Source organism: Lactobacillus melliventris, from assembly GCF_042679465.1.
Classification (GTDB): domain Bacteria; phylum Bacillota; class Bacilli; order Lactobacillales; family Lactobacillaceae; genus Lactobacillus; species Lactobacillus melliventris.
Window position 1 is genome coordinate 133,628 of record NZ_JBHTMT010000003.1, and the last position, 25,556, is coordinate 159,183.

Annotated in this window: 27 protein-coding genes; 9 read left to right on the plus strand and 18 right to left on the minus strand. The window is 36.9% G+C overall.

What is annotated here, in order from left to right; all coding sequences use genetic code 11:
* Positions 1–11: 11 nt before the first annotated feature.
* Positions 12–632: a DsbA family protein gene (locus ACFQ32_RS04575; protein ID WP_046324578.1), complete on the plus strand. Its 621-nt coding sequence runs from the start codon at positions 12–14 to the stop codon at positions 630–632.
* Here the strand turns inward: ACFQ32_RS04575 and ACFQ32_RS04580 are convergent.
* From ACFQ32_RS04580 to ACFQ32_RS04605, 6 genes are all read right to left on the minus strand, one after another.
* Positions 618–1,460: a competence protein CoiA gene (locus ACFQ32_RS04580; protein WP_046324577.1), complete on the minus strand. Its 843-nt coding sequence runs from the start codon at positions 1,458–1,460 to the stop codon at positions 618–620. The genes ACFQ32_RS04575 and ACFQ32_RS04580 overlap by 15 nt on opposite strands.
* 74 nt (positions 1,461–1,534) lie before the next feature.
* Positions 1,535–2,257 (minus strand): adaptor protein MecA, encoded by a 723-nt coding sequence (locus ACFQ32_RS04585; protein WP_046324576.1) that lies wholly within the window; start codon positions 2,255–2,257, stop codon positions 1,535–1,537.
* Positions 2,258–2,362: 105 nt separating this feature from the next.
* The gene (spxA, locus tag ACFQ32_RS04590) at positions 2,363–2,761 is read right to left on the minus strand and encodes a transcriptional regulator SpxA (protein ID WP_046324575.1); all 399 of its coding nucleotides are present in this window, start codon (positions 2,759–2,761) and stop codon (positions 2,363–2,365) included.
* 195 nt (positions 2,762–2,956) lie between these two features.
* Positions 2,957–4,690 (minus strand): phosphoenolpyruvate--protein phosphotransferase, encoded by a 1,734-nt coding sequence (ptsP, locus tag ACFQ32_RS04595; RefSeq protein WP_046324574.1) that lies wholly within the window; start codon positions 4,688–4,690, stop codon positions 2,957–2,959.
* The gene (locus tag ACFQ32_RS04600; protein WP_046324573.1) at positions 4,690–4,956 is read right to left on the minus strand and encodes a phosphocarrier protein HPr; all 267 of its coding nucleotides are present in this window, start codon (positions 4,954–4,956) and stop codon (positions 4,690–4,692) included. The genes ptsP and ACFQ32_RS04600 overlap by 1 nt, the downstream gene beginning before the upstream one ends.
* Before the next feature lie 113 nt (positions 4,957–5,069).
* Positions 5,070–5,252, minus strand: a complete 183-nt coding sequence (locus ACFQ32_RS04605; protein ID WP_046324572.1) for a hypothetical protein — start codon at positions 5,250–5,252, stop codon at positions 5,070–5,072.
* A 169-nt stretch (positions 5,253–5,421) separates the two neighbouring features.
* Here ACFQ32_RS04605 and ACFQ32_RS04610 point away from each other — a divergent pair, with 169 nt between their 5' ends.
* Entirely contained in the window at positions 5,422–7,626 is a 2,205-nt protein-coding gene (locus ACFQ32_RS04610) for an ATP-dependent Clp protease ATP-binding subunit (RefSeq protein ID WP_046324571.1), read from the plus strand.
* 125 nt (positions 7,627–7,751) lie between these two features.
* Positions 7,752–8,033 carry a DUF1827 family protein gene (locus tag ACFQ32_RS04615; RefSeq protein WP_046324570.1) on the plus strand — a complete coding sequence of 94 codons (282 nt, stop codon included), beginning with the start codon at positions 7,752–7,754 and terminating at the stop codon, positions 8,031–8,033.
* 28 nt (positions 8,034–8,061) lie between these two features.
* On the opposite strand, the gene ACFQ32_RS04620 is transcribed toward ACFQ32_RS04615, so the two are convergent.
* Positions 8,062–9,633: a peptide chain release factor 3 gene (locus ACFQ32_RS04620; RefSeq protein ID WP_046324569.1), complete on the minus strand. Its 1,572-nt coding sequence runs from the start codon at positions 9,631–9,633 to the stop codon at positions 8,062–8,064.
* Positions 9,633–10,505: a hemolysin family protein gene (locus ACFQ32_RS04625; protein WP_046324568.1), complete on the minus strand. Its 873-nt coding sequence runs from the start codon at positions 10,503–10,505 to the stop codon at positions 9,633–9,635. The genes ACFQ32_RS04620 and ACFQ32_RS04625 overlap by 1 nt, the downstream gene beginning before the upstream one ends.
* A gap of 99 nt (positions 10,506–10,604) precedes the next feature.
* Between ACFQ32_RS04625 and ACFQ32_RS04630 the strand changes: the two genes are divergently transcribed.
* On the plus strand, positions 10,605–11,066 hold the full coding sequence (locus ACFQ32_RS04630; RefSeq protein ID WP_046324567.1) for a hypothetical protein: 462 nt from the start codon (positions 10,605–10,607) through the stop codon (positions 11,064–11,066).
* Between the two features lie 4 nt (positions 11,067–11,070).
* Here ACFQ32_RS04630 and ACFQ32_RS04635 read toward each other — a convergent pair whose 3' ends face one another.
* Together ACFQ32_RS04635 and recX are read right to left on the minus strand one after the other, a co-directional pair.
* Positions 11,071–11,550, minus strand: a complete 480-nt coding sequence (locus ACFQ32_RS04635; protein ID WP_046324566.1) for a hypothetical protein — start codon at positions 11,548–11,550, stop codon at positions 11,071–11,073.
* Between the two features lie 8 nt (positions 11,551–11,558).
* On the minus strand, positions 11,559–12,374 hold the full coding sequence (gene recX, locus ACFQ32_RS04640; protein WP_046325186.1) for a recombination regulator RecX: 816 nt from the start codon (positions 12,372–12,374) through the stop codon (positions 11,559–11,561).
* 123 nt (positions 12,375–12,497) lie between these two features.
* On the opposite strand from recX, the gene rlmD reads away from it, so the two are divergent.
* On the plus strand, positions 12,498–13,874 hold the full coding sequence (rlmD, locus tag ACFQ32_RS04645) for a 23S rRNA (uracil(1939)-C(5))-methyltransferase RlmD (RefSeq protein ID WP_046324565.1): 1,377 nt from the start codon (positions 12,498–12,500) through the stop codon (positions 13,872–13,874).
* Positions 13,875–14,112: 238 nt separating this feature from the next.
* On the opposite strand, the gene ACFQ32_RS04650 is transcribed toward rlmD, so the two are convergent.
* On the minus strand, positions 14,113–15,069 hold the full coding sequence (locus ACFQ32_RS04650; protein WP_046324564.1) for an alpha/beta hydrolase: 957 nt from the start codon (positions 15,067–15,069) through the stop codon (positions 14,113–14,115).
* Positions 15,070–15,143: 74 nt separating this feature from the next.
* Here ACFQ32_RS04650 and ACFQ32_RS04655 point away from each other — a divergent pair, with 74 nt between their 5' ends.
* Positions 15,144–15,428, plus strand: coding sequence for a hypothetical protein (locus ACFQ32_RS04655; protein WP_046324563.1), 285 nt, complete (start codon positions 15,144–15,146; stop codon positions 15,426–15,428).
* 37 nt (positions 15,429–15,465) lie between these two features.
* Here ACFQ32_RS04655 and ACFQ32_RS04660 read toward each other — a convergent pair whose 3' ends face one another.
* From ACFQ32_RS04660 to map, 6 genes are all read right to left on the minus strand, one after another.
* Positions 15,466–16,629, minus strand: a complete 1,164-nt coding sequence (locus tag ACFQ32_RS04660) for a hydroxymethylglutaryl-CoA synthase (protein ID WP_046324562.1) — start codon at positions 16,627–16,629, stop codon at positions 15,466–15,468.
* Positions 16,613–17,839 carry a hydroxymethylglutaryl-CoA reductase, degradative gene (locus ACFQ32_RS04665; RefSeq protein ID WP_046324561.1) on the minus strand — a complete coding sequence of 409 codons (1,227 nt, stop codon included), beginning with the start codon at positions 17,837–17,839 and terminating at the stop codon, positions 16,613–16,615. Before ACFQ32_RS04665 ends, ACFQ32_RS04660 begins: the two co-directional genes overlap by 17 nt.
* Positions 17,840–18,988: a thiolase family protein gene (locus ACFQ32_RS04670; protein ID WP_046324560.1), complete on the minus strand. Its 1,149-nt coding sequence runs from the start codon at positions 18,986–18,988 to the stop codon at positions 17,840–17,842.
* A gap of 147 nt (positions 18,989–19,135) precedes the next feature.
* Complete coding sequence (gene galU, locus ACFQ32_RS04675; protein WP_046324559.1) at positions 19,136–20,029, minus strand: UTP--glucose-1-phosphate uridylyltransferase GalU; 894 nt, start codon at positions 20,027–20,029, stop codon at positions 19,136–19,138.
* A gap of 64 nt (positions 20,030–20,093) precedes the next feature.
* Entirely contained in the window at positions 20,094–21,011 is a 918-nt protein-coding gene (locus tag ACFQ32_RS04680) for a YihY/virulence factor BrkB family protein (protein WP_046324558.1), read from the minus strand.
* A 5-nt stretch (positions 21,012–21,016) separates the two neighbouring features.
* Positions 21,017–21,844, minus strand: coding sequence for a type I methionyl aminopeptidase (gene map, locus ACFQ32_RS04685; protein ID WP_046324557.1), 828 nt, complete (start codon positions 21,842–21,844; stop codon positions 21,017–21,019).
* A 137-nt stretch (positions 21,845–21,981) separates the two neighbouring features.
* On the opposite strand from map, the gene ACFQ32_RS04690 reads away from it, so the two are divergent.
* Positions 21,982–22,428, plus strand: coding sequence for a flavodoxin (locus ACFQ32_RS04690; RefSeq protein WP_046324556.1), 447 nt, complete (start codon positions 21,982–21,984; stop codon positions 22,426–22,428).
* On the plus strand, positions 22,421–22,954 hold the full coding sequence (locus ACFQ32_RS04695; RefSeq protein ID WP_046324555.1) for a GtrA family protein: 534 nt from the start codon (positions 22,421–22,423) through the stop codon (positions 22,952–22,954). Before ACFQ32_RS04690 ends, ACFQ32_RS04695 begins: the two co-directional genes overlap by 8 nt.
* A 36-nt stretch (positions 22,955–22,990) precedes the next feature.
* Here ACFQ32_RS04695 and wecB read toward each other — a convergent pair whose 3' ends face one another.
* Positions 22,991–24,133 carry a non-hydrolyzing UDP-N-acetylglucosamine 2-epimerase gene (gene wecB, locus ACFQ32_RS04700; RefSeq protein WP_046324554.1) on the minus strand — a complete coding sequence of 381 codons (1,143 nt, stop codon included), beginning with the start codon at positions 24,131–24,133 and terminating at the stop codon, positions 22,991–22,993.
* Positions 24,134–24,701: 568 nt separating this feature from the next.
* Between wecB and ACFQ32_RS04705 the strand changes: the two genes are divergently transcribed.
* A complete protein-coding gene (locus ACFQ32_RS04705) occupies positions 24,702–25,553 on the plus strand; it encodes a PRD domain-containing protein (RefSeq protein WP_046324552.1) in 852 nt (283 codons plus the stop codon).
* Positions 25,554–25,556: the final 3 nt, after the last annotated feature.

A 25,556-nucleotide genomic window follows, 5' to 3' on the forward strand; every position in this document is an offset into this window, starting at 1 on the left:
GGAGCCTGATCATGTTCGAAATTTTTCTCTTTGTCAATCCCGTTGGCATTTACTGCTATAACACAGAAGTTTTAATTCAAGATGCAATCGCCGAACTTAATATCAATTCTTCTTTTAACTTCGTTCCTATCATAAATACAAAAGTTATAAAAGAAGATATTATCAGAAGAAAAAAGAGCGGCCAAAGAATAATAGATATCCCGCAGTACACAATCGCTTCATTTCAAGCTTTACGAAATTACCATGCAATTAAGTTCGAATATGGCAACAAAAAGGCTCGAGCCTATTTAGTTGCTTTGCAACAAGCTATCAGCGGTGATTTTAATAAATATTCTGAACAATTACCGCGAAAAGTTGCTCAAGATTTAAATTTAAATTTTGACCGGATTACAGATCGCAGGATTGCTCCTTATGTAGACAATTCTATTCGCCAAGATAAGGAACTTGCCCATCAGTTTAATGTCTGTAACATTCCTACAACTATTATTTTTAATGAAAGCGGCAATTACAGTGGCGTAATGCTTGAAGGAATTTTGGCTCATGATAAGTTGATTCGCCTTTTTAAAAATACTGGTTGTATTACCAGGGAAGACAAAGATTATTATCCTGCTAAGCACTTACGCCTGATCTAAAAACTTACTTGCATTATCTGGAGAATTGATTTTACGAAAATTGCTAAATACCCAAGACGGCAGATCATCAATGGTTTGCCGTCTTTTATATAAGTTGTTGGCAATTTTCATGCCATTGAGACTTTTTTGCATAAGCTGCATTTTTAGATACTGTTTTTGCTTGGCCGAATCAACATAGTATTTACGTAAAGCAGGTTTAAAGTGCCACAGCTTTTTTAATCCTTCGGCATTTATAGTAAAATTCTGTTTTTGCCAATGAATTTTATTAGTCAATGGCTCAAGCAAAACGTTATATTTCAAACTGATAACTAGCTTATCAGGATTAATTTCCAAATAATAATCATGCCAAGTTTTATTCCTTCGAAAAAAGATAAGTTGCGATTTTTTGATGTATTGTCCTAAAAAATGTCTCTTTCCCACTATCCAGATATCTTTCACGCCTATTTGCCTATATAAAAGATGACGATGACGAAATTCAGATTTGTTGAGAGGAGCACATTGAATTTCAAATGCTAAATTCGGGCTTGCTAAGATATCAGCGCGTAATTGGCCATTAGCTAATTGAACTTCCATCCGTGCGTTAAAATGGGCTGCTCTTAAAGCTGTAGTCAATAAGCTTTTACTTTGTGCATGCTCTTTATTTTCTCCACTTAAATTAACTTCACTTGGTATATGCTTAAAATAAGGTGTTTTACTATTATTTATCAGCTGGACTTCGCGATAACACTGAGGACAAAAATAATGCCTTTCTATATTCCTTTCATTTTCACTTATCCGAGCTTCTGCTACAGCTAAAACTAAAACATTATTCAACAATGCCGCGTACATAATCATCACCTAATAATAAGTACGCAAAAGGGGCAGGATTTTACCTGCCCCCTTTTATTTTGCTATCTGGCATTTTAATTAATATCACTAAAATAATCTTGCAGCTTCTCTAAAGCTTCATGCGCTATCAAACATTTGCCATTAATGCGCACACGAGCCATTTCACTAGCTTTAACTTTAATACCATATTCATTTGCAATGGCCCATGCATCAGCCGGCTTTATTTCCAAGTAATCTTGATCAGTAAAGATTAACTCTAAGTAAAATTTGCCGCGTTCAAAATAAAGACTGGAAGCCAAATCGTCTGCTTGAAGACTATCCGCCAGTTCAACTACCTGATTAAGGTCATTAAAACTATATGCCTGCTTTTTTTGCAGTTTCCAAAACTCTTTTTTCACCTTGGGGTGACCAGAAATTGCAGAACCAGTTGATTCGTCTTTATCGCTTTCATCTTCCTCAGGTGCTAAATCGAGAAAAGACTTACGAGCATCATTCCTCTTTTTACTGTTGTCAGTAAAATCATTATCAAATAACTGGGCCAGGTTATTCTGATCTTTGGCCGTAACTTTAGTGATGAGTAAATCAAGCCCACCATTATTAGGCATTACTTGAAAAGTAACAGGTGCATCTTGACTAAAAGAATGATCCGTATCAATTTCATCTAAAATTGAATAAAAGAAATGCTGGATTTTATTTTTATCACCCAGTAAATCCAAAACTTTAAGACCACGATTTGCTAATTCTTGTTTACCTATTCTCACGCGAATCGTATTTTTGTTTATATGATCTACTTGCATGAGTTCTCACCTCCATCAGATGCTTTGTTCTATTGTAGCGTACTTTACTCATAAAATAAAAGCGTTAGTTTAAAAACCAACGCTTTTATTTTAAACTTACCTGATTTATAAGTCAGCTATCTTTTGCATTTCTTCAAGTTCGAGACGGCGTACTTTTCTAGGTAAAAAGCGCCTAATCTCATCTTCATTATATCCAACCTGTAAACGACGGTCATCCATAATAATAGGACGTCTTAACAAACTTGGATTCTTTTCTACCAGATCAAGCAATTGATCAATTGACATGTCATCCAGATTAACTTTAAGTTGCTGAAATGCTCTTGAACGAGTTGAAATAATTTCTTCGGTACCATTTTCAGTCATGCGCAAAATTTGCAACAATTCATCTTTTGTTAACGGTTCAGAAAAAATATTTCTTTCCTTAAAAGGAATGTCGTGCTTCTTTAACCAGGCCTTCGCTTTACGACAAGATGTACAGCTTGGAGAGATATATAAATTTACCATATATTTCACGCTCCCTTAATTAGTATCTATATAATTATATCATACTACTTCCTTTTTGTAAGTAGTTTTTTCAACTAATTTTATTATTATAGTATCTTTTAAACGTGAATATTCTGTGAACTTTTTATCAAGAAAAAATAAAGAAATAAAAAAGAATACATAATCTTTAGCTAATGTATCCTTTTTTTATTATTATTAGTTATTTACTTTCTTCATTAAGTCACTAACCAATTTCTCATTTTCTTCAGCAGTTTCTGAAACATAACAAGCTTTATTGGCTAATTCCTTAATATCTGCAGTATTGAGCTTCTTCATTAAGCTTCTAATACGCAAAATTGAAGTAGCACTCATTGAGTACTCGTCTAAGCCCATTGAAAGCAAAATTGGAAACATGGTACTGTCTCCGGCAGCTTCGCCGCACATGCCACACCAAATGTTGTTTTCATGTGCTGCATCAATCGTGTGCTTAATTAAACGCAAAACAGATGGGTTTGCCGGTTGATAAAGGTAAGAAACATTATCATTGCCCCTATCAGCAGCCATTGTATATTGAATTAAGTCATTAGTACCAATTGAGAAGAAATCAACTTCTTTAGCAAATTGATCAGCTAAAACTGCAGCAGCTGGAACTTCAATCATCATTCCCACTTCTAAGTTCGAACCAATCTCAACGCCTTTTGTAACTAACTTGTCTTTTTCTTCACCCAAAATTGCTTTAGCCTTGCGCAACTCATTCAGAGTACCAATCATTGGGAACATAATGCCTAACTTGCCATAAGCTGATGCACGCAATAAAGCACGAAGCTGTGTCCGGAAAATCTGTTCATTTTGAAGTGAGAGTCTAATGGCACGCACACCCAAGAATGGGTTCATTTCTTCTGGTAAATCCCAATAATCAAGGTGCTTGTCACCACCAATATCCATGGTTCTGATAATTACCTGCTTACCATGCATACCTTCAATGACTTTCTTATAGGCTTCAAATTGCTCATCCTCAGTTGGGAAGTCCTTTGAATCCATATATAAGAATTCGGTTCTGTAAAGACCAACAGCTTCAGCACCATTATCGTTTACACCCTTCATGTCATTTGGTGTACCAATATTAGCAGCAATTGTAAACTTTTTACCGTCTGCAGTAACTGAAGGCTCGTTCTTTAATTTTTCCCATTCAGCTTTTTGCTGCAAAAAGTCAGAACTCTTTTGTTGATATTCAGCAACTTGACTGTCAGTAGGCTTAACTACTACATCACCGCTTAGACCGTCAACAGCAATCGTGTCGCCGTTTTCAACATCCTTGGTAATTGAATCAGTACCTACAACTGCTGGCAATTCAAGTGAACGCGCCATGATAGCAGAGTGTGCTGTTCTTCCGCCAATATCAGTAACAAAGCCCTTAACAAATTTTTTATTAAGTTGGGCAGTATCACTAGGAGTTAAATCATGAGCAACCACAATAACTTCGTGATCAATGGCAGCTGGGTTTGGTAATTCCTTACCCAGCAAGTGAGCCATAATTCTCTTAGAAACATCGCGCACATCGGCTGCACGTTGCTGCATATATGTGTTATCAGTCATTCCTTCAAAAATACTGATAAACTTTTGGGCAGTTTCGTCAAGAGCAGCTTCACTGTTAACTTTTTGTTCCTTGATTTCGTTTTCAATGGCACCAGTAAATTCAGGATCGTTCAAGATCATAAGGTGAGCTTCAAAGACTTGAGCTTCGTCTTCACCTAAACTCTTCTTTGCACTATCACGAATTTTTTCAACTTCAGTAGTTGATACTGAAATTGCCTTCTTATAGCGTGCTAACTCACTTTCAACATCGCTAACTGTAGATTTTGAAAATGAAAGATCAGGTTCAACCAAGAGATAAGCTGGTGCTACAGCAATACCATCACTAGCAGCAATTCCTTTTAATGTCTTGGTCATTATTCAGCTAAGCCCTCTTTTTTCATAGTCTCTGAAATAGCGTTAATTGCATCTTTTTCGTCGTCGCCACTAGCACTGATAGTAACATCAGCATTTTTGCCAACACCAAGTGACATAACACCCATAATTGACTTTAAATTAACTGACTTACCATTGTATTCCAAATTGATATCTGAACCAAATTTAGAAGCAGCTTGTACTAGCAATGTAGCTGGACGAGCATGAATACCTGTTTCTGCAACAACATGAAAATCGCGTTTTTCCATTATATATATCTCCTTTGAATTCAAAAAATCAAACCGGTAATAAATACCTATTCGCCTACTTAGACTATCATTTTTTTGTGAATTAGACAACATAAATGTAACAGTTTACATCATTAAACTTCAGATTTTGATTTTGAGTAAATTATTTTACCACCTCGCAATGCTTTCCCTGTAATATTTTGCCTTTTTTCAAAAGACCTCAATGCTGCTTGAAATTCAAAAGCATTTTTGGGCTCAACTTCATAGTGATCGAGTTCGCCATTCGCTAATTGCACCAGAATTTTTTGAAAATCCAAAATTATCACCACTTTTTAGTCAATTTAATTTATGCAATCATCTGATCTTGCACCAATATTTTATCATATTAGCGTTACTTACAAATAATAAGATTCAGGTTTTAGCACTTGATTATTGCGAGTGCTAATTATATAATTTAGTAAACTGATATGAAAGGCGGTAATACAATTGCTTTGTCAAAACTGTCAAAAACGACCAGCTTCCATTCATCTTTTTGCGAAGGTTAACGGACAAAGTCGTGAAATTAATTTATGTGGACAATGTTATCAACAACTTAAACAACAAGGAAATATTAATATGAACAATGATAATAACGACTTCTTTGGTGATTTCAGCGACCTGTTTAATTACAACGGCAATGCGGGAAATCCAGGGGACCCCAGAATGGGCAATGGGAATCCAGGAAACGTCAATAATGGCAACAATGGTGCTGGGGGCGGACGCTCACTGCTTGATCAGTATGGAACCGATCTTACTGCTCTAGCAAGAAAAGGTAAAATTGACCCAGTTATTGGACGCGATAAAGAAATTGCTCGTGTCATTGAAATCTTGAATCGCAGAACAAAGAACAATCCTGTCCTAATCGGTGAAGCCGGTGTCGGTAAGACTGCTGTAGTTGAGGGCTTAGCCCAGCAAATTGTCGACGGTTCGGTCCCGGCCAAGCTGCAAGATAAAAGAATAATATCACTAAACGTAGTTTCTTTAGTTCAAGGTACAGGCATTCGGGGTCAATTTGAACAACGAATGCAGCAACTACTTAAAGAAGTACAAGGCCATGATGATATCATTCTCTTTATCGATGAAATTCACGAAATCGTTGGTGCAGGCAATGCCGAAGGTGGAATGGATGCCGGCAACATTATTAAACCCGCTCTTGCTCGTGGTGACCTGCAACTCGTTGGTGCTACCACATTAAAAGAATACCGGGAAATTGAAAAAGACTCTGCTCTGGCAAGAAGATTCCAGCCCGTTGATGTTAAAGAACCTTCTGTTGCAGAAACAATCCGTATTTTAAAGGGTATTCAAAAGCGCTACGAAGATTATCACCATGTTCACTATACTGATGATGCTATCAAGGCAGCAGCAGAATTATCTGAGCGTTACATTCAAGACCGCTTTTTACCTGATAAAGCCATTGACTTGTTAGATGAAGCAGGTTCAAGAATGAACCTGACAATTCCTTACGTCGACAAGGAAAAAATGAAGGAACGAATTGATGCGGCTCAGAAATTAAAACAAGAATCCCTCAAGAATGAAGATTATGAAAAAGCTGCCTACTACCGTGACCAAATCGAAAAATATAACAAGATGAAGGATCAGAAGGTTGATCCGGACAAATCTCCTATTATTACCAGCAAGATCATGAACAAGATTGTTGAAGAAAAAACTGGCATCCCTGTTGGTGACTTACAAAAGCAAGAAGAAAACCAGTTGCAAAACTTGGCACCAAATCTTAAGGCACACGTTATTGGTCAAGATAAAGCAGTCGATAAACTGGCTCGTGCAATTCGGCGTAACCGGATCGGTTTTAACAAATCTGGTAGACCAATCGGCTCCTTCCTCTTTGTGGGACCGACTGGTGTAGGTAAAACCGAATTAGCTAAACAACTGGCTCGGCAAATGTTTGGTTCAGAAAATGCCTTAATTCGCTTCGATATGTCAGAATATATGGAATCATATTCTGTTTCCAAGTTAATTGGTTCAGCACCTGGTTACGTCGGTTATGAAGAAGCCGGACAACTAACAGAACGAGTAAGACGTCACCCATACAGTTTGATTTTACTTGATGAAATTGAAAAAGCTGATCCAGCTGTTATGAATCTTTTCTTACAGATTTTAGATGATGGCCGCTTAACTGATTCTCAAGGTAGAACTGTATCATTCAAGGATACAATTATCATCATGACCTCTAATGCTGGTCAAGGCATTAAGAACACTAGTGTTGGTTTCACTGCTGAAAATTCTGCAGATCAACCAGATTCCGCCAGAAGTTCAATGAGTCAATTCTTTAAGCCAGAGTTTTTAAACCGGTTGGATGATGTGATTGAATTCAACGAACTGACTAAGGATGACTTAATAAAAATTGTTAATTTAATGCTTGATGATGTAAACAGCATGGTTAAAAACCAAGGAATGCAAATTAACGTTACCGAGGATGCTAAAAAGAAATTAGTTGATGAAGGATATAGTCCTGATATGGGCGCAAGACCATTGCGTAGAACCATTCAGGAAGAAATTGAAGATAAAGTTGCTGACTATAAACTTGATCATCCTGCAGTGAAGAATTTGCTGGCTAGTGTTTCTGAAGATAAGATTGTTATCAGTGAAGATGAGAACACTATTAATTCAGCAAATGACACAACTAATATTTAAAGACGTCATTTTTAAGCATGATTATTGCAAAATATAATAATCATGCTTTTTATTAAAGAAAAAAGTTTAGTTTAGTTGTATACTTAAATTAAAAAAAGAACTACTAGAAGAAACGGGTGAAATCCATGCATTTAATAGATGTAACCAATAGTTATAAGGACCTAGTTCACAGTCAACTAAATACGACCAACGTAAATTATGTCAAAGTTTACTCTCTAGGCAATACCTCCGTTATCTACACCGAAAGTGATAAAGCAATCGGAATTGTCTTGGAAAATCACAATCGTCGTGTTCGTAAAGATGAAACGAACTTTGTTATTAAGCGACTTGTTAAAGAAAAAAATCCTTCATATATGTTGACATTTGATAAAAGTCAGCATGTAATTGAAATCCATATTGACAAATAAAAAAACTGGCTTAAAGCCAGTTTTTTGTTTACAGTTTTTCAGTCAGTTTAACATCTGGATATTTATCCTTGAAAAATCGCTCTGCAAATTGATTTTCAAACAAGAATAGCGGTTGGCCGTAACGGTCTTTTACTAGTAGATTTCGACTGTTAGCCATAGCCGGATCTAGCTGCTCAGGGTCAATCCAGCGTGCTACTCTGTGACCAATATTAGTCATTTCAACATCAGAATTATATTCATTTTTCATTCTGAATTTAAAGACCTCAAATTGCAGTTGCCCAACAGCACCCAAGATATACTCATCAGTCTGATAATTCTGGTATAACTGAATTGCACCTTCTTGAACTAATTGAACCATACCTTTATGAAATGATTTCTGTTTCATTACGTTCTTAGCAGTAACTCGCACAAAGAGTTCAGGAGTAAATTCTGGCAGTGGCGGATAAACCACTTTATGTTTGCCAGCATAAATACTGTCACCTATTTGGAAATTGCCAGTATCATACAAACCAACAATATCTCCTGCTACCGCATCTGAAACCTGCATTCTCTCACTAGACATAAATTCAGTAGCATTATTGAGACGAATTGGTTTACCAGTGCGAGCCAAAGTTACATCCAGTCCTTTTTTAAACTCGCCGCTGCCAATACGCACAAAGGCAATCCGATCACGGTGGTGTGGATTCATATTAGCTTGAATTTTAAACACAAAACCGGAAAATTCTTCATTATCAGGAGCTAAGTCTTCAGTGTCGTTAACTTTATGACCAGCTGGTGCAGGAGCCATTTTAACAAAACTCTGCAAAAAAGTTTCAACCCCAAAATTAGTTAAAGCGGAGCCAAAGAATACTGGTGTCTGATCGCCTTGAGCAATTTTTTGTAAGTCAAATTGATTTCCAGCTTCTTTAATTAAGTCAATTTCTCCTAATGTATCTTGAAATTGGGGATTCTGACTAAATGGTTCACTAGCCGGCAGTTTACCGTCTTTATCTAGAGGCAAAAAGCGATCAGGACCATCCTTGCGATACATTTCAACCTGATTATGAGCAATATCATATAATCCCTGTAAAGTTTGACCTGAACCAATTGGCCAATTCATAGCCACACCTTCGATGCCAAGTAAGTCTTCCAGTTCAGCAATCAAATCAAGTGGCGGTCGACCATCACGGTCCAATTTATTCATAAAGGTAAAGATAGGAATGCCTCTTTGCTTCACGACCTTAAATAATTTTTTGGTTTGCGGTTCAATACCTTTAGCTGAATCGATCACCATGACTGCTGAGTCAACTGCCATTAAAGTGCGATAGGTATCTTCCGAAAAATCTTCGTGTCCCGGGGTATCAAGAATGTTTATTCTTTTTCCCTGATATTCAAATTGCATGACGGAGCTGGTAACCGAGATACCACGTTGCTTTTCAATTTCCATCCAGTCACTAGTAGCATAATGACCACTTTTGCGGGCTTTAACTGTCCCCGCGCTGCGAATTACACCACCAAAAAGAAGCATTTGCTCCGTAATCGTAGTTTTCCCGGCATCGGGGTGCGATATGATAGCAAATGTTCTTCTCTTATTTACTTTATTCAACAGTTCGTTACTCATTAAGTATTTTGTTCTTCCTTCTTCTTAGGTTTTTCTTCTGGCACAGTCAACAAAACCGTCATTAATCTGGAACGCATCATTCTTCTAGTAGTCAATACCATGCCATTATCCAATTTGACAGATAACTTTTCACCTTTTGCCGGTATTATGCCTAACTTTGTAATCATATAGCCGGCAATAGTGTCAACATCTTCCATTTCCAGATCGGTGCCGAATTGCTCGTTAAATTCATCAAGAGGCATTTTACCATATATCACATATTTGTTAGGGGCAATTTGGTGAACCAGAACTTCCGTCTGATCCACCTCATCATCAATATTACCCACTATTTCCTCAATTATATCCTCAATGGTTGCAAGCCCGACAACTCCACCATATTCATCCGTTAAAATAGCCAATTGCTGCTGAGTTTGTTGCATCTCTACTAAAAGTTCTCTGAGCTCCGTTGTTTCCGGTGCAAAAAGTGGCGGATTCATGACATCATCATAAGTAATATTATCAAAGCCCTTTTCCCATGCCTTACGCAAGACAGTTCGAATATGAATAATACCTACTATTTTGTCTTTATCACGTCGATAAACCGGTATTCTGGAATATGGTTCACGCAGTATTTCTTTAAGATGGTCCTGCAAACTTTCCTGGCAATCTACCATGAAAGCATCAATTCGCGGCACCATTACCTCACGTACCATCCGTCCCTGAAAATCCAAAACTGCATTTAACATTGTAAATTCATTGTCACTAAGCTTTTTCTGCTGATGTAAATCTTCAATTTCTGTAATTAAGTGCTCTCTTGTTTCTTCATCATTTGTAGGGGAAAATTTATTTTTGAAACGCTCAAATAAATTCCCCTTGTCGGGGTCGCTAGCCATTTTTGTGCTCTCTTTCTTAAAATAACATATTAAATACCAACATTATATCATGTACGCACATAATATGTTAGAATAGCACGTAAGAAATGAGGTTATCCCATGAAAAAAAGTCATGTCATACTTGTTTTTACATTCTTACTGTTAATTCCTTATCTGTGTAGTCTAACCATTATTGGTATTGGCTATGATGCTCTTGTTTTGCATTCAGCTGATCTTTTCCGGACCACCATTGGCGCTATTGTTGGTGCTTTAATTATGTCTGCCATCAAAGCTACAATTCAAAGACCAGTAGATTTATTAGCGGTTGAAATAGACGATGGTTTATTAAAGCAGTTATTACGCTTTTTCAGTATTAGAAGACGCTATTTTTTACAAATTGCTAATGTCATCTTAGATTTTATTCTTTGTTTTGCAGCCACTTTTGTGGTGCGTGAATTCCTAACCCTTGATCAAATTGTGGGTAAATCTGTTGGAATTGTGATGCTGATTATGCTTTTATCAACTTGTCTTGGTGCATATGTTGAATACGACAACTTATCAATTGACCCTAAACAACATTAATTATTTAATGACTGTCCTCAAGATATAATTCTTGGGTCAGTTTTTTTGTCTTTAAATCTAAATTTTGCACAACGTAAGGGGTTAAACTATCGCCGGGATTTTGATAAATTTTAATTCCTTCGGCAGCAACTGCAGCTAAAAACTGCGATATAACCATATTTAATGGCTGACTAAAAAAGGAAATATTTTGATTGTCTTTTTCTGTAATTGCCACTTGGGCTTCAGGCAAAACAAATTTCATTAAGCCTTTTGGAACTTCAACCTCGTTGGGTGCAATTACGCCATACCAATACATAAAATTTTCAGGTCCAAAAACAACCATATTGCTACGAGTATTAGTTAAATCATTCTTAGCGATAAAATCCTGAAAAACCTGATTCTGCTCCATTTCCATATTTGATTGATTAAAGGTTTTCTGTTCGTCCATCAATTGATCGGGAAAAGGACGACCAACAAAAGTTACTTTTTTCTGTAGTTTTTTCATAATTTCTCCTAATATTCAGCTAATTCAGCTAAAGGAATAATTTCACCCGCTAGAAAAGCATCAATTTCATTACTGGCAAATCCGTGTGTAAATAAGTAATTGCGTATTTTTTGCTGTCTCTCATTTTCTGGCAAACGGCGAAACCGCTTATAGGCTTTGATCCCTTGCTTTTTTAATGCTGCGATTTGATCTTCATCATTTTGCGGTATATCAATTTGAGCAATTATTGTACTGGCAAGCGCGCTGGAAAAGCCATGACTCAATAATTTACTGGTCATTTTCCGTTCCAGTTCGCGCCGTGCCAATTTGCCCACTTTACTTTTCATTGACTTAAGCACTCTCTTACCTGCATCCAGCCAGTCAGCATCAGCTATTTCCATTAGCGCATTAGCAATTATTTCAGGATCAATTCCTTTTTGTCTCAACTTATTGCTGACACTAACTGGTCCATCAGTACCAATCCGCAAGTTTTGTGCGATCACTAATTGCGTGTACTTAGCATCATCTAAAAACCCCATTTCTGTCAGTTGACTGACAGCAGCCTGTGCAGAGTCATTATCAATGCCATGTTTATTAAGATATTGTAAAACTTCATAAACAGTTCTAGGTTCATAACTTAAATAATTAGATGCAATATTGGTAGCCTTGGCGTCTTGATCAAATTGCTTAATTTCAGCAATTTGTTCTTCAGTCAGTTCTTGCCCCTTTAAAAGCATAAATTCAGCCACAGTTTGCTCAGTAGCGGAGAAAGAATACTTACCATCTAAAAAAATATTAAATCGTCCGGGTCTTTTTTGACTGCTTACTTTAGTAATAATTGGCATCACAATTTCACCTTTCAAGTGCTTAACTCCATGCTAGCAAATTTTGTTTAATCTTGCTAAATACTTTTTTCAGGGAGTACAATAAATTGTTAACATTTACTATTTTATTGTAGAAAGAAAACTATGTACAAGAAATTTAATCAAAATAAACCAAAAGATAAGGATATTATTATTACAATCAAAAGACTGGGCATTAATGGTGAAGGAATCGGCTATTACCGCAAAAAAATCATTTTTATTCCGGGTGCCTTGCCCGCAGAAGTGGTCGTTGCCAAGATCATCAAAGAATATCCCCGTTACATTGATGCGGAACTGGTCCGCATTAAAGAAAAAAGTCCAAACAGAGTATCATTTCCGGCTAAAGTTAATCCGGCAATAGGTGGGCTGGAACTTGCTCATTTAGCTTATCCCAAGCAGCTTGAATTTAAACGAGACAACGTCCTTGAAGCTTTGAAAAAATTTCATCCCCGGGGATACAGTAAGTATAAAGTTAAAAAAACCATTCCGGCTCCAGAAGAATGGCATTATCGTAATAAAGCGCAATACCAAATTGAACAATCTCATGGTCAAATCAGTTTGGGTCTTTTTGCCCCTAACTCGCATGAATTGTTTGATTTACCAGTTATGCCAACGCAAAGCCAGGCCACCCAGGATACTGAACGCAAAATCAAAAGCTTAGTAGAAAAAATGCACGTTAAAATTGCCGACCCCTACCGCCATTTTGATGGTCTAAAAACAATTGTGGTGCGTCAAGCGTATGCTACTCATGAAATACAAGTAACTTTAATTACTGTTGGTCGCAACATTAAAAATTTAGGTCAACTTGCAGAACAAGTTCTGCGCTTGCCTGACGTAGTTAGTGTCTATCAAAATGAAACTGACTGGCGCAACCCCCAGGTATGGGGTAACAAAACAGTTAAATTGGCAGGAAAAAATCAGATAACTGATGAAATTTTGGGCAAAAAGTTTGCCTTGTCACCGCGAGCATTTTTCCAATTAAACCCGGTTCAAACTATTACGTTATACTCAAAAGCATTAAAATTTTTAGATTTGACCCCAACTGAAACTTTAATAGATGCATATAGCGGCGTGGGTACACTCGGAATCTTAGCTGCTGATCAGGTTAAACAGGTTATTGGCATTGAAACTATCCCCGAAGCAGTCGAAGATGCTAATCATAACGTAGAATTGAATCATATTAAAAATGCTAATTACATTCAGGGAAGCGTAGAAAAAATTTTACCGGAATTAGTTCAAAATGGTATGCCAATTGATGCTTTGATTGTTGACCCACCACGCATGGGACTGGCAAAAAGCTTGATCAAAACCATCCTAAGCGTGAAGCCTAAAACTTTTGTATACATTTCTTGCAACCCCTCCACTCTGGCACAAGACTTAGTTCTTTTGAGCGAAGCATATAATGTCAGACTAATTGAAAATGTAGATATGTTACCGCAAACGCCAAGATGTGAATGCGTTGTCAAATTAACTTTACGGTAAAAAATAGTTGTCACTTGCTGTGACAACTATTTTTTGTGGGTCAGGTGTAGATTAAAAACTTTTCAGTTTAAATGAAAAATTTCACAGATATAAACATACAAAAATCGAATTTTTTCGCGATAAACTTGTTTTTAAAGATTCAATAACAAACATATTATGGAGATAGAAATTTTGTCAACCTTAACCACAATTTTATAATATCAGACTTATGTAAGCGCTAGCAAATATAATGCACGGCCTACCTGATATATTTAGCTAAAAATGCTGCAACCCGTCTTTTATATTCTTGGCGATGTTTTGAAAAAGACTGGGCATGTTTAGCTTTAGGAGCAACCCATATTTCCTTTGGCCCTCTGGTAGCTTTATAATTAGGGTAGACCATCTTGGTTGGAACAAAATTGTCTTGACTACCGTGAATAAAGAGCATTGGCCTGTGATTTTTATGTAATTGCTGCACGCTGGACGCAGCACCCATAAAATAACCGACTTTAATCTTATTTATGCCACTCAAAATTTCTACTAATGGAAAACGAGGAAAGGCGGGCATGTTGTACAGAACCCCTGCTTCGTGTTCGATTTCGTCTTTAACACTAGTATAGCCGCAGTCTTCAATAAATGCTTTAACTTGGTGAGGCAATTTCAGCCCACTAGTCATCATGGCAGTTGCTGCACCCATGCTTAAGCCATAAACTACCACCTGCTGCTGCTTACCTTTGGTTTCTAACAAGTATGACATCCACTTTTTCACATCATCTTTTTCCGGCCAGCCATAGCCAATATAATGCCCTTCACTATGTCCCTGTGCTCTTGGATCCGGCGTCAGAGTATTGTAGCCTAATTCGTGAAACAAGGCATCATATTCTCCCATGTCCTCTTTAGTATCCATGTATCCTGGTAAAACTACGGCAGTTTTGTGTGAATTTTTATAAGGAATGAAGTTTGCTTCTAATTTAAACTTTTCATCAGCTGATTCAATGTGCCATTTTTGTTTAGCCGCAGCTTTAAACCACTTTTTTTCATGGTAAAGGGGGTCAGTCTTTTTGAGAACCTTACTTGAAGAACTTAAAAAACTCTTTTTACCAGGAACACAAGCCACTCTAAAGAAATAGTAACCGGCCCCGGTAAATAGTAAACATACTAATAAAATAATAATAATTGATGAAAGCCACAACTTTTTATGTTTTAATTTTTGCAATTAGTTAAGCCACCTTCACTAAAAATAATATCTTATAGTATAACATTTTTAATTTGTATAGGAAAAAAGAAAAAATGAGATTAACAGATTTTTTACAATTAACTAATGACTTTAACAATCAAACCAGCTTTTATTTAACTATTGCTCACAAAAATGTTCCGTTGGCAAAAGTAAAGATTACTAGTACGGCTTGCCTATTTTTTCCCGGCAAAAAACCATTAACCAAAAGCAAATTCAGCAGCTTAGTAAAAAATATTCATGGTCGCAGTATTCCAATATATATTAGTTATCAAAAAGAAAAAATTGCCGTTTACGGTATTCAAATTTTACCTGACCAAAATGCAGTCAGATTAACCTAAAAAATGCTGCTTTTTAGCAGCATTTTTATTTGTTTAGTTATTTTTTGCGATATTGACGAATGTGATTTTCAGTACCTGCGAAATACCAAGTACCACTCTGTTCATCACTTTCAAGTGTTAAACCATCTTGCGGGTTTTTTAAAGCTTGATTGAAGATTTGTTCATATTCCGGAATAGTTAACTTTTGTCTGCGTGCAATCAGTTCTTGATCTGCTGCTTGGTTTATTGCTTTTTCGTAGTTCTTAACTATTTGACCAGAATAAAATTCTCCCATAGCACCTGAACCATATGAAAACAAACCCACCTTTGCATTCGCGGGCAACTGAGCATTTTCCAACAAGCTCAAAAGGCTTAAGTATAAAGATGCAGTATAAATATTACCAATTGCTTTACTATAACAAGCACTTGCAGCAAAATTATCTTCTAGACGCTTTTTAGTTCCGTCATCTTGCTTCTCAATAGCCAATTGGTTAGCCTTAAAGCCCATTTTCACAAATGGTAAATGATAAAGAAGAGCGGTGAAATCGCTGGCTTTTAACCCCGTTTGCTTCTGATAGTCCGTAAATGTATACCTGAAAAAGTCGAGGTAAACATCTTTAGAATATTTACCATCTACCAGGGCAACTGCAGAATCGTTGGGACGCCAAAAATCATTAATATCTGCGCTATAAGCGCTGTGACCAGCACTTAAAGTCATTATTTGCGGGTCAGCCTTAACAAGCACACTGATACTCCCGGCACCCTGAGTTACTTCCCCACCGGTATTAATACCATAACGAGCAATATCAGCTCCAATCACAATTGCGCTGTGATTGGGATGCAAGCGCACATAATCACGAGCTATCATAATTCCGGCGGTCATGCCAAAACATGCTTCTTTTACTTCGAAAGTTCTCACATTTGGTGGTAGGTTTAATGCAGTTTTGATGAAAAGTGAAGCAGATTTGGATTGATCAACTCCGCTTTCTGTTCCCACTATTAATAAACCAACATTTTCCCTTGCAATATGATCCAAATACCTTAATGTTGCGTTAATTCCCATTGACACCGCATCCTGGGTTTGATCAGCTACACTCATTTTTTGCTGTCCTATTCCAATCAGAAATTTATTCGGATCTTCATTACGAGCATGGGCTAAATCTACCATATCAACATATTTATTAGGCGTATAAAAACCAATTTGATCAATTCCGACTTGCATTATTTTCCTTTCTAATTTCCTTTAAAAATTCTTGTGCCGCTGTTTGACTATAAAGATTGCTTTTAATTAACATCTGCAATACTTTTTTCTTTTCAGAAGTAGTGGCCTTCAAATTAGCAACAATATTTCTGGCTTGCAACTTCATGTGTCCTTTTTGAATTCCCGAAGTAGCAATGGCCAATAAGGCTGCCAGATTGTTAGCCAATCCAATCGCAGCAATAATGTTCGCTAATTCCTGACTAGTAATTTTTTCTCCTAATATCCGATAGTTTTGCGTAACATCTTTTCTGGATTTAATTGAGCCACCTACAACACCAAGCGGTAAAGGAAGGCTCAGCCTTCCCAGCAATTTTTTATCTTGCACAAACCATTCACTAAGACTGGTATACGAACCACTTTTTGCTGCCCAAACGCTGCAGGCAGCTTCAACTGCGCGAGTATCATTACCGCTAGCAAGCAATACTGCCTCAACACCGTTCATAATCCCCTTGTTATTCGTAACAGCCCTCATAGGATCAGTTTGACCAATTCTACTTAGTAACGCAATTTTTTGTGCAGTCGCTATTCCACCAATTACTTCTACTGGTATTTCTGCTTCTACCTTAGTTATTTGACTAGGATAGTTAGATAAAATAGCAAATAATTTTTGCTTAATACCCGAAAAGACAGCTAACTGCTCAGCCATATACTCTAAAATAGAATTCACCCTATTGGCGCCCATTGACTCGGCTGGATCAACCAAAACCTTCAAAAAAACTAGATCTTTTTCTTGTTCTGCGGTAATAGTTTTTACTCCACCGCCATGCCTAACTAAACTAGCATATGCAATATTTGCCTGTTTGATTAATTCAGGAAAAAAAGCTTGTAATTTAGCTATTTTAAAATCAGCAGCAGCTTGTAAAACGATTTGCCCCCATATGCCATTGCGTTGACTAACAGCAGTAAAACCGCCAGCTTCTGTCACAATCTTCGCGCCATGATTAGCTGCTGCAACTACCGACGGCTCTTCCGTAGATAGTGGCACTTGATACTTGTGGCCGTTAACCAGCACATTCTGCACCAGACCAACTGGAAGTCGCAATTGCCCTATGACATTTTCACTTAATAAATCAAGTTCACGCAAAACCTGCTCATCAATTTCGTCCAATTTAATACCGCGCTGATGCAATAAGGCCCTTCTTTTTGCAGGTGTTAATTCATAAAATTTCATTTAGATTCTCTCAATTTCACATGCAATTGCCTGACCCCCGCCAATGCAAAGAGTAACCAACGCTTTTTGGCCATTAATATGATTCATAATATTAATCGCTGTGCCGACCAGTCGAGTCCCTGTAGCTGCTAGAGGGTGACCTAGGGCAATAGCTCCGCCAAAAATATTTAACTTTGCTGGTGGAATCTGTAATTTCTGCGCTAAAACCACACTGGGCGCAGCAAAAGCTTCATTAACTTCGATCACATCATAATCATTAATTGTCTTGTTGTTTTTTTGCAATAGCTTTGCTACAGCATAGTATGGTGCTATGCCCATATAAGCGGGATCATTTCCTGATTCGGCAAAGGCACCAAGCCGAGCCAGAGGCTGTAAATTCAACTCTGCTACTTTTTCTTTTGTTGCTAAAATAACCATGCTGGCGCCGTCACTTAGAGGAGAAGAATTACCGGCAGTAACGTTACCATCTTTTTTAAAGACCGGCTTTAATTTACTAAGCGCTGCTAAATTGGTGTCGGGACGAATATTTTCATCTTGGCCAACAGTCTTGCCGTTAATTTCAACGTTAATCAATTCATCTTTGAAAAAATCCTGTTGGACAATTTCAGCAGCCTTATGGTGTGAAGCTACACTGTACTCATCCATTTCCGCGCGGGTTACACCGTATTTTTCTGCCACATTTTCTGCTGTAAGTCCCATATGTGAGCTTGAAAAAGCATCTGTCAGTCCATTCTGCAGCATTTCACTTTCAAATTTGGGCTTTTCTTTGCTTGCCGTCAGGTAAATTGCATTAGACATGCTCTCCGCACCGCCAACTGCGACCAGACCAAAGTCACCCATTTCCATCTGTCCTTGAGCTAAGCGCAGAGCTTTCAAACTCGAGCCACAAACTTCATTAATTGTGACGCTGCTGCTTTGCGGACTCATACCAGTATTCAAGGCAACTTGGCGAGCCATGTTTTGTCCTAAACTGGCGCCTAAAACGTTGCCCATAAATAGTGCTTCAAGATTTTCCGGATTTAAATTAATGCTTTTCAAGGTTTCCCTTAATACAATTTCACCTAGATCGATTGCACTTTTTTCAGCCCATAAGCCATGATAACGACCAAAAGGTGTTCTTTTAGCTGCAACAATATATATCTCTTTCATTTTATCTATCCTCCAGCAAAAAGTTCCAAGCAGCATGATACAAAAATTTTCTACCCGAAGACAGTGATTAGCCCGACATTAAGAAAAATTTTATATAAAAAAAACCATTTGTTAATGGCTTTTATAATTATTAAAAATGTTAATTAGCTATTTAGATGATTGTTCTGCCAATTTTTTACCTAAGTCAATAATATATTCACGCAAAGCGTCTTTAGTTTCGGGATGCTTTAGACCGTAAATAATCGAAGTTTCAAGATAACTTAACTTATTACCAACATCGTAGCGATCGCCGTTAAAAACATGGGCAAGTACGCTTTGAGTTTTATTCATTGTGTTAATAGCATCTGTTAACTGTATTTCACCACTCTTATCAGGCTTTTGCTCAGCCAGTATCGGAAAAATGTCAGGAGTTAACAGATAACGCCCAATAATCGCATAATCACTTGGTGCCTGATCAATTGCCGGTTTTTCCACAAAAGACTTAACATTAATCAAGCCAGGCTTAATCTCAGTATCAGGCTCTATTATGCCATATTTATAAACCTCTTTATGAGGCACTGGCATAACAGCAATTGTAGAAGCACTAGTTTCATTATAGCGATCAATCAGTTGCTTAGTTAAGGGCACTTTATCCATCATCAAGTCATCACCGAGCATTACCACAAATGGTTCATTCCCCACAAAACTGCGGCCACGAGCAATTGCGTCACCTAAGCCAGCAGGATAAGGCTGACGCGTGTAGTAAATGTTAATACCCAAGTGTGTAATTTCTTGCGACATTTTGAGCAGGCCCGTTTTACCCTTTTCCTGTAAATTCTGTTCAAGTTCAGGATTTGAATCAAAATGGTCTTCAATCGGCCGCTTATTTTTACCAGTGACAATCAAGATATCCTCAATACCGGACTTTTTGGCTTCTTCAACAATGAATTGGATTGTAGGTTTGTCTACGATAGGCAACATTTCCTTAGGCATTGCCTTAGTTACCGGCATAAACCTCGTACCAAGACCTGCTGCAGGAATAATTGCTTTTCTAACTTTCATACCTTTTACACTTTCTATAAAACATAAAACTAATATACCAAAATAAAGCCCATTGTGCCAATTTTTACCGGTTGCGCTTTCTTTGAATATATTCTGCTAAGTGCCCTACTGAGTAATGCACCTCGCCGTATTTTATGGTCGCAATTGCAGCATTAACACAAGTCCCCAGTAAAAAGAGAATTGATGAAATATTCAGCCACAACATGAAAATGATAAAAGTACCAATAATCCCGTAGTTTTCCCAGCTGATACGAAAATGATGCAGATAAAAGCTAAAAAGCCAAGACAATACAATCCAGCCCAATAATGTAGTAAAAACCCCAGGCCAAATAACCTTTTTCTTCAATCTAATATTAGGTAAAAAAGAATTCAGATAATACAAGGAACCAATCATGGTAATAATTATGACCGGATAGCGGTAACTGAATATTTTTTCAATTTCACCAACAGAAAAAGAAAATATTGGTCGTAAAAATTCTAAAACTTGTTGACCAAAAATAAGCGTTAAATTGAGTAGCGCAAAAACAATAATCATTATATTGGTTAACATAATGGTAATCGAACGTGTCCAGACGGTGATCTGCCATTTTTGCTTTAATTCAACAGCGCGTACGCCATATATTCGGTTCATACCGATTCTAATAGCGTTTACTAAAGAAGACACGGACCATAACGCCAAGATAATACCAAATGAAATGTACCCGGTTGATTTGCTTTTTAGCAATGAGTTAATTATCGGCATGATAAATTTAGCAATTTTATCCGGAAAAATTAACTTTAAGTAGCTGGCTATGGGATTAGTATCAATATGAAATAAAGGCAAAATATTTCCGATAATGATTATAAAAGGAAATATGGAAAATAAAATATAGTATGCAATCGCTATTGCACTGGTTAAAACTTCTCCCTGAGAAAATTTCACAGAGACAGTTTTATAAAATAAAAAAGAGCGTTTCCTGATTGCCTCAGCTTTTTTACCCATGCACTTTAATCATCCATTTCATCAAAATGTGGTAAATATTTTTCGTAGCCGTCATAGGGCTTTTGTAAAGTCAAAATCTTAGGACCATCTTTTGTAATGGCAAATGTATGCTCAAACTGTGCTGACTTTGAGCCATCAGGAGTAGCATAAAATACCCAATCGTCCTTTGGATCCGGGACACTTTTTTCAATAATGCGCCAGTCTCCACCGGCTTCGACCATTGGCTCACAAGTAATAGTCATCCCTTCACGCAGACGCAAACCATGACCGGCCTTACCCCAATGTGGTACTTCCGGATCTTCGTGAATGCTTGGTTGAATACCATGACCTACCAATTCTTTAACATCACCATAATGATGCTCATCTTCTACAAAATGCTGAATGGCCGCTCCGATATCTCCAATTCTGTTTCCTAAGACTGCTTGATCGATACCCAAATACATAGCCTTTTTGGTAGTTTCCATTAAATCCTGATCTGCTTGAGAAATTTTGCCGACTGGATAGGTCGTGCAAGAATCTGTTTCAAAGCCGTTTAAATTGCAGGTAACATCAACCTTGACCAGGTCGCCCTCTTTTAAAATAGTGTCCTTACGCGGAGTAGCATGGGCAATCTGATCATTAACGGAAATACACGTACCGTATTTGTAGCCCTCAAATCCCTGCTCTGACAAGCGACCACCACGGCTTTTGACAAAATCCTGACAAAATTCTTCAATTACCCAAGTAGTAATTCCAGGTTTAATCACATCCCGCAGGCCTTCAAACATTGAAGCTAATAGTCGGCCTGAAGCTTGCATACCCTTTAGTTCTCTAACAGATTTAATCGTAATCAAATTTAAATTCCCCTCTGTAAAATGATATTTGATTACATTATAGCGTTTTTTAAAACTTTACTAAAGAATTTCATTAAATGCACAAAATTAGGTATAATGTTTTGGTGAATCAGTTTTGTGTGAAAGGTATGAGCAAAATGAAGGCTAGAATTGTCTATGCAAGTATGACAGGTAACGATGCTGATATGGCAGATATACTGGAAGAAGATCTGCAAGATTATGGTTTTGAGGTTGAAACCAGCGAAGCCGAATTTACCGATGCGAGTGACTATTTGGCGGCTGATTTGTGTGTTTTTGTCACCTATACTTATGGTGAAGGGACCATGACCGACGAAATTGCTGATTTTTACGACCAACTAAAAGAATTAGATTTATCTGGAAAATATTTTGCGGTGATGGGAAGCGGCGACAAAGTATATACTGGTCATTTTTGTGAAAATGTTTTTGACTTTGAAAAAATATTCAAACAGGTGGGTGCTAAAGAAGTTACTGAACCTGTAACAATCGAAAATGCCCCGGGTGATGATGATATCGCCGCAATTGATAATGCAGCTAAGGAAATGGCTGATCAACTAAATGGTTAAGAACAAGAAAATGGATTCGCAAAAATTTGACTCAATGTCTGACCCCAAAATTCATCATCTAGCACAAAACTTGGTTAAAAGGCACCGCAACTTATTTGTTTATATGGTTTTCGGCTTTATTGCAGCTCTTATTAATACTATTGTTTTTATGGTGTTGCATAAGTGGTGGCACAGCGTAGTTTTGGTTTCTAATACGATCGCTTTTATTATTTCAAACCTGGCTTCTTTTGTATTTAATCAAAAAGCCGTATTTATTAATAACGTCGATGAGAAACATTCAACCTGGCAAAAATTGCTGGTCTTTTTTACTTACAGAATCATTAGTCTTATTCCAGACAGCTTAATAATGCTGGTAGGACTGTCCTGGCTTCATTTAGATGCCCTCTTAGTAAAAATAGTTGACCAAATTTTGGTTGGTGTTTTCAATTACCTCACTACCAGATCCGTTTTTCAGGCGCAAGAAACAACTATGATTGCGCGAGCTAAAGAGAAAATTAAAGCTCGTAAAGAAAAAAGCAAGAAATAAAGCCAAGAAATAATTTTCCTGGCTTTTTTATTTGGCTTATTTAAAATCTGCTGGTCTTGCACCTTTATGTTGCGAAAAGTAATAAGCAATATCATCCATTATTCTTTCAGAAGCATGACCATCACCATAAGGATTTCTTGCCTGGGCCATTTGCTCATAAACTGCTTTATTTTCAAGTAATTCCAGCATTGCTTTTTTGACCTGGTCAACCTGTGTTCCTACTAATTTAAGTGTTCCCGCCTCGACACCTTCGGGCCGTTCCGTAGTATCCCGCAAAACTAAAACCGGCTTGTTTAAGGCAGGTGCTTCTTCTTGCACCCCACCGGAGTCTGTCATAATAAAGTAGCTCAATTTAGCTAAATTGTGAAAATCAACCACGTCTAAAGGTGCAATTAAATGAATTCTGGAGTCATTGCCTAAAATTTCGTGGGCCACTTTTTGTACTCTGGGAGAAAGGTGGACCGGATAGATTATTTCAACGTTATCGTGACTGTCAACAACTTGTTTCATAACTTTGAAAACTCGTCTCATTGGCTCGCCCTGATTTTCCCGTCTGTGCATGGTCACCAAAATTATTTTATTACCCGGTTTAATTAAATCCAATACTTCATGATGATAATCGTCCTGCACAGTTTCTGCTAGAGCATCAATGGCAGTATTACCAGTAATAAAGATATTTTCTGAATGATGATTCTCTTTAATTAGATTTTGCTTACTTACTTTAGTTGGGGCAAAATAAAGATCAGTCAAATCGTCAGTCATTTGCCGGTTCATCTCTTCAGGAAATGGTGAGTACTTATTCCACGTTCTCAGACCAGCCTCAACATGGCCCAAAGGACATTGAAGGTAAAAGCTAGCCAAACTAGCAGCAAAAGTAGTAGTTGTATCTCCGTGAACTAAAACAATATCTGGTTTGACCTCTTTCAACACCTTAGTCATATCAACCAAAACTTTAGCTGTTATGCCTTCTAAAGATTGGTTTTTCTTCATAATATTAAAGTCATAGTCGGGCTGAATTTTAAAAATGTTAAGCACCTGATCCAGCATCTCTCGGTGCTGCGCCGTTACAACCGTGACTTCTTCAAATCGCTCATCTTGCTTTAGTTTCTGGACCAAAGGCGCCATCTTTATAGCTTCTGGTCTGGTACCAAAAACAGTCATCACTTTAATTGTTTTCATAAAGTCCTCCATGTTCTATCTTATATTAATATATTAACTACATAAAAACAAGTTAATTATGGTTTAATAAATAACAAGTAACTAAGGCTGGTGAAAAAATGGCACATGGATTTAAATTATTACTAATTACTGGGCTGCTAATTGTTGTGGCAACTTTTTGCTTTGTCTTCAGTTTTGATAAGAGAAATAAATCTAAAACCAGAAAAATTTTATTAGGGGTATCTCTTTTGCTATTTTTAATAATTGGATTACTCATCGTTAAAATTTGGAACTGGCCCCTAGATTAAGAAATAAAGTTGGTGCTAATTGTAATTAAATTAATGATTTCTATAATGGCCTTTAAGCATAATAAGTAGCTGATTAATAGCTTTATTACCTAACGAATTCAAGTAGAAGTTGAAAAGTCAACTATATATTAAATAACATATAATTGTATAATATGATTATATTGCCGAAATTGATAATAGAGCTTGACAAACCAATAATTATTTTTTAGAATTCATCTTGTAAACGTTTACGAAAAAATATAGGATTGACGAATCTGCTATTTTAAAATTAGGAGATTACTTTGCTAATTTCACAAGTATTGAATAATAATGTGATACTCGTGGAAGATGGAGGTAAACAGAAGATAATATGGGGTCGCGGTATTGGCTTTAAAGCTCACGCAGGAGAAAATTACAAATTAAAATCTCAAGATAAAGTCTTTTCTGCCATATCTGATGACGATAAGTGGTTAGCTTCCTTCAAAAAACTTTCTGAGGAAGTACCACGAAAATATTTTGAACTAACTGAAAAAATAATTCAGCTTGCTAGGGAAGAAATTGATGCTAATTTTGATGAACACCTTTTAATTCCTTTAACAGACCACATCTTCTTCGCAGTAAAGCGTTACGATATGGGTTTGGAACTTTCTAATCCTATGTTGTTCGACATTAAACGCTTTTTTTCACAAGAATACAAGATTGGTAAACAAGCTGTCAGTCTAATCGAGCAAGTTTCAGGTGTCTCCTTATCTGATGATGAAGCTGGATTTATTGCAATTCATCTTGTTGAATACAAAATTCAACAATCAGATAGCTCCATTAAAAATTTTTCCAATTTTATGGAAATCTCGAATGGAGTAAATAATATAATTGAAGCAAAGTTTGGTCGGAAATTTTCTGAAAACAGCATTGCTGTTAGTCGTTTGATGAACCATCTACACTATTTGATTCTCAGAACTAATAGTAAAAATAATAAAAGTGAAAATGAAAACCAGAATGATTCGGATCTACTGAAATTGCTTTGCCAGCATAATCGTAAAGCAGCAAGTTGTTTAAATGAAGTTGTTTATTATTTACAAGACAAGCTTAATTACAACTTTTCTGATTCGGATCGCTTATATTTACTAATTCATATTATTCATGTTACTTCTTAATTA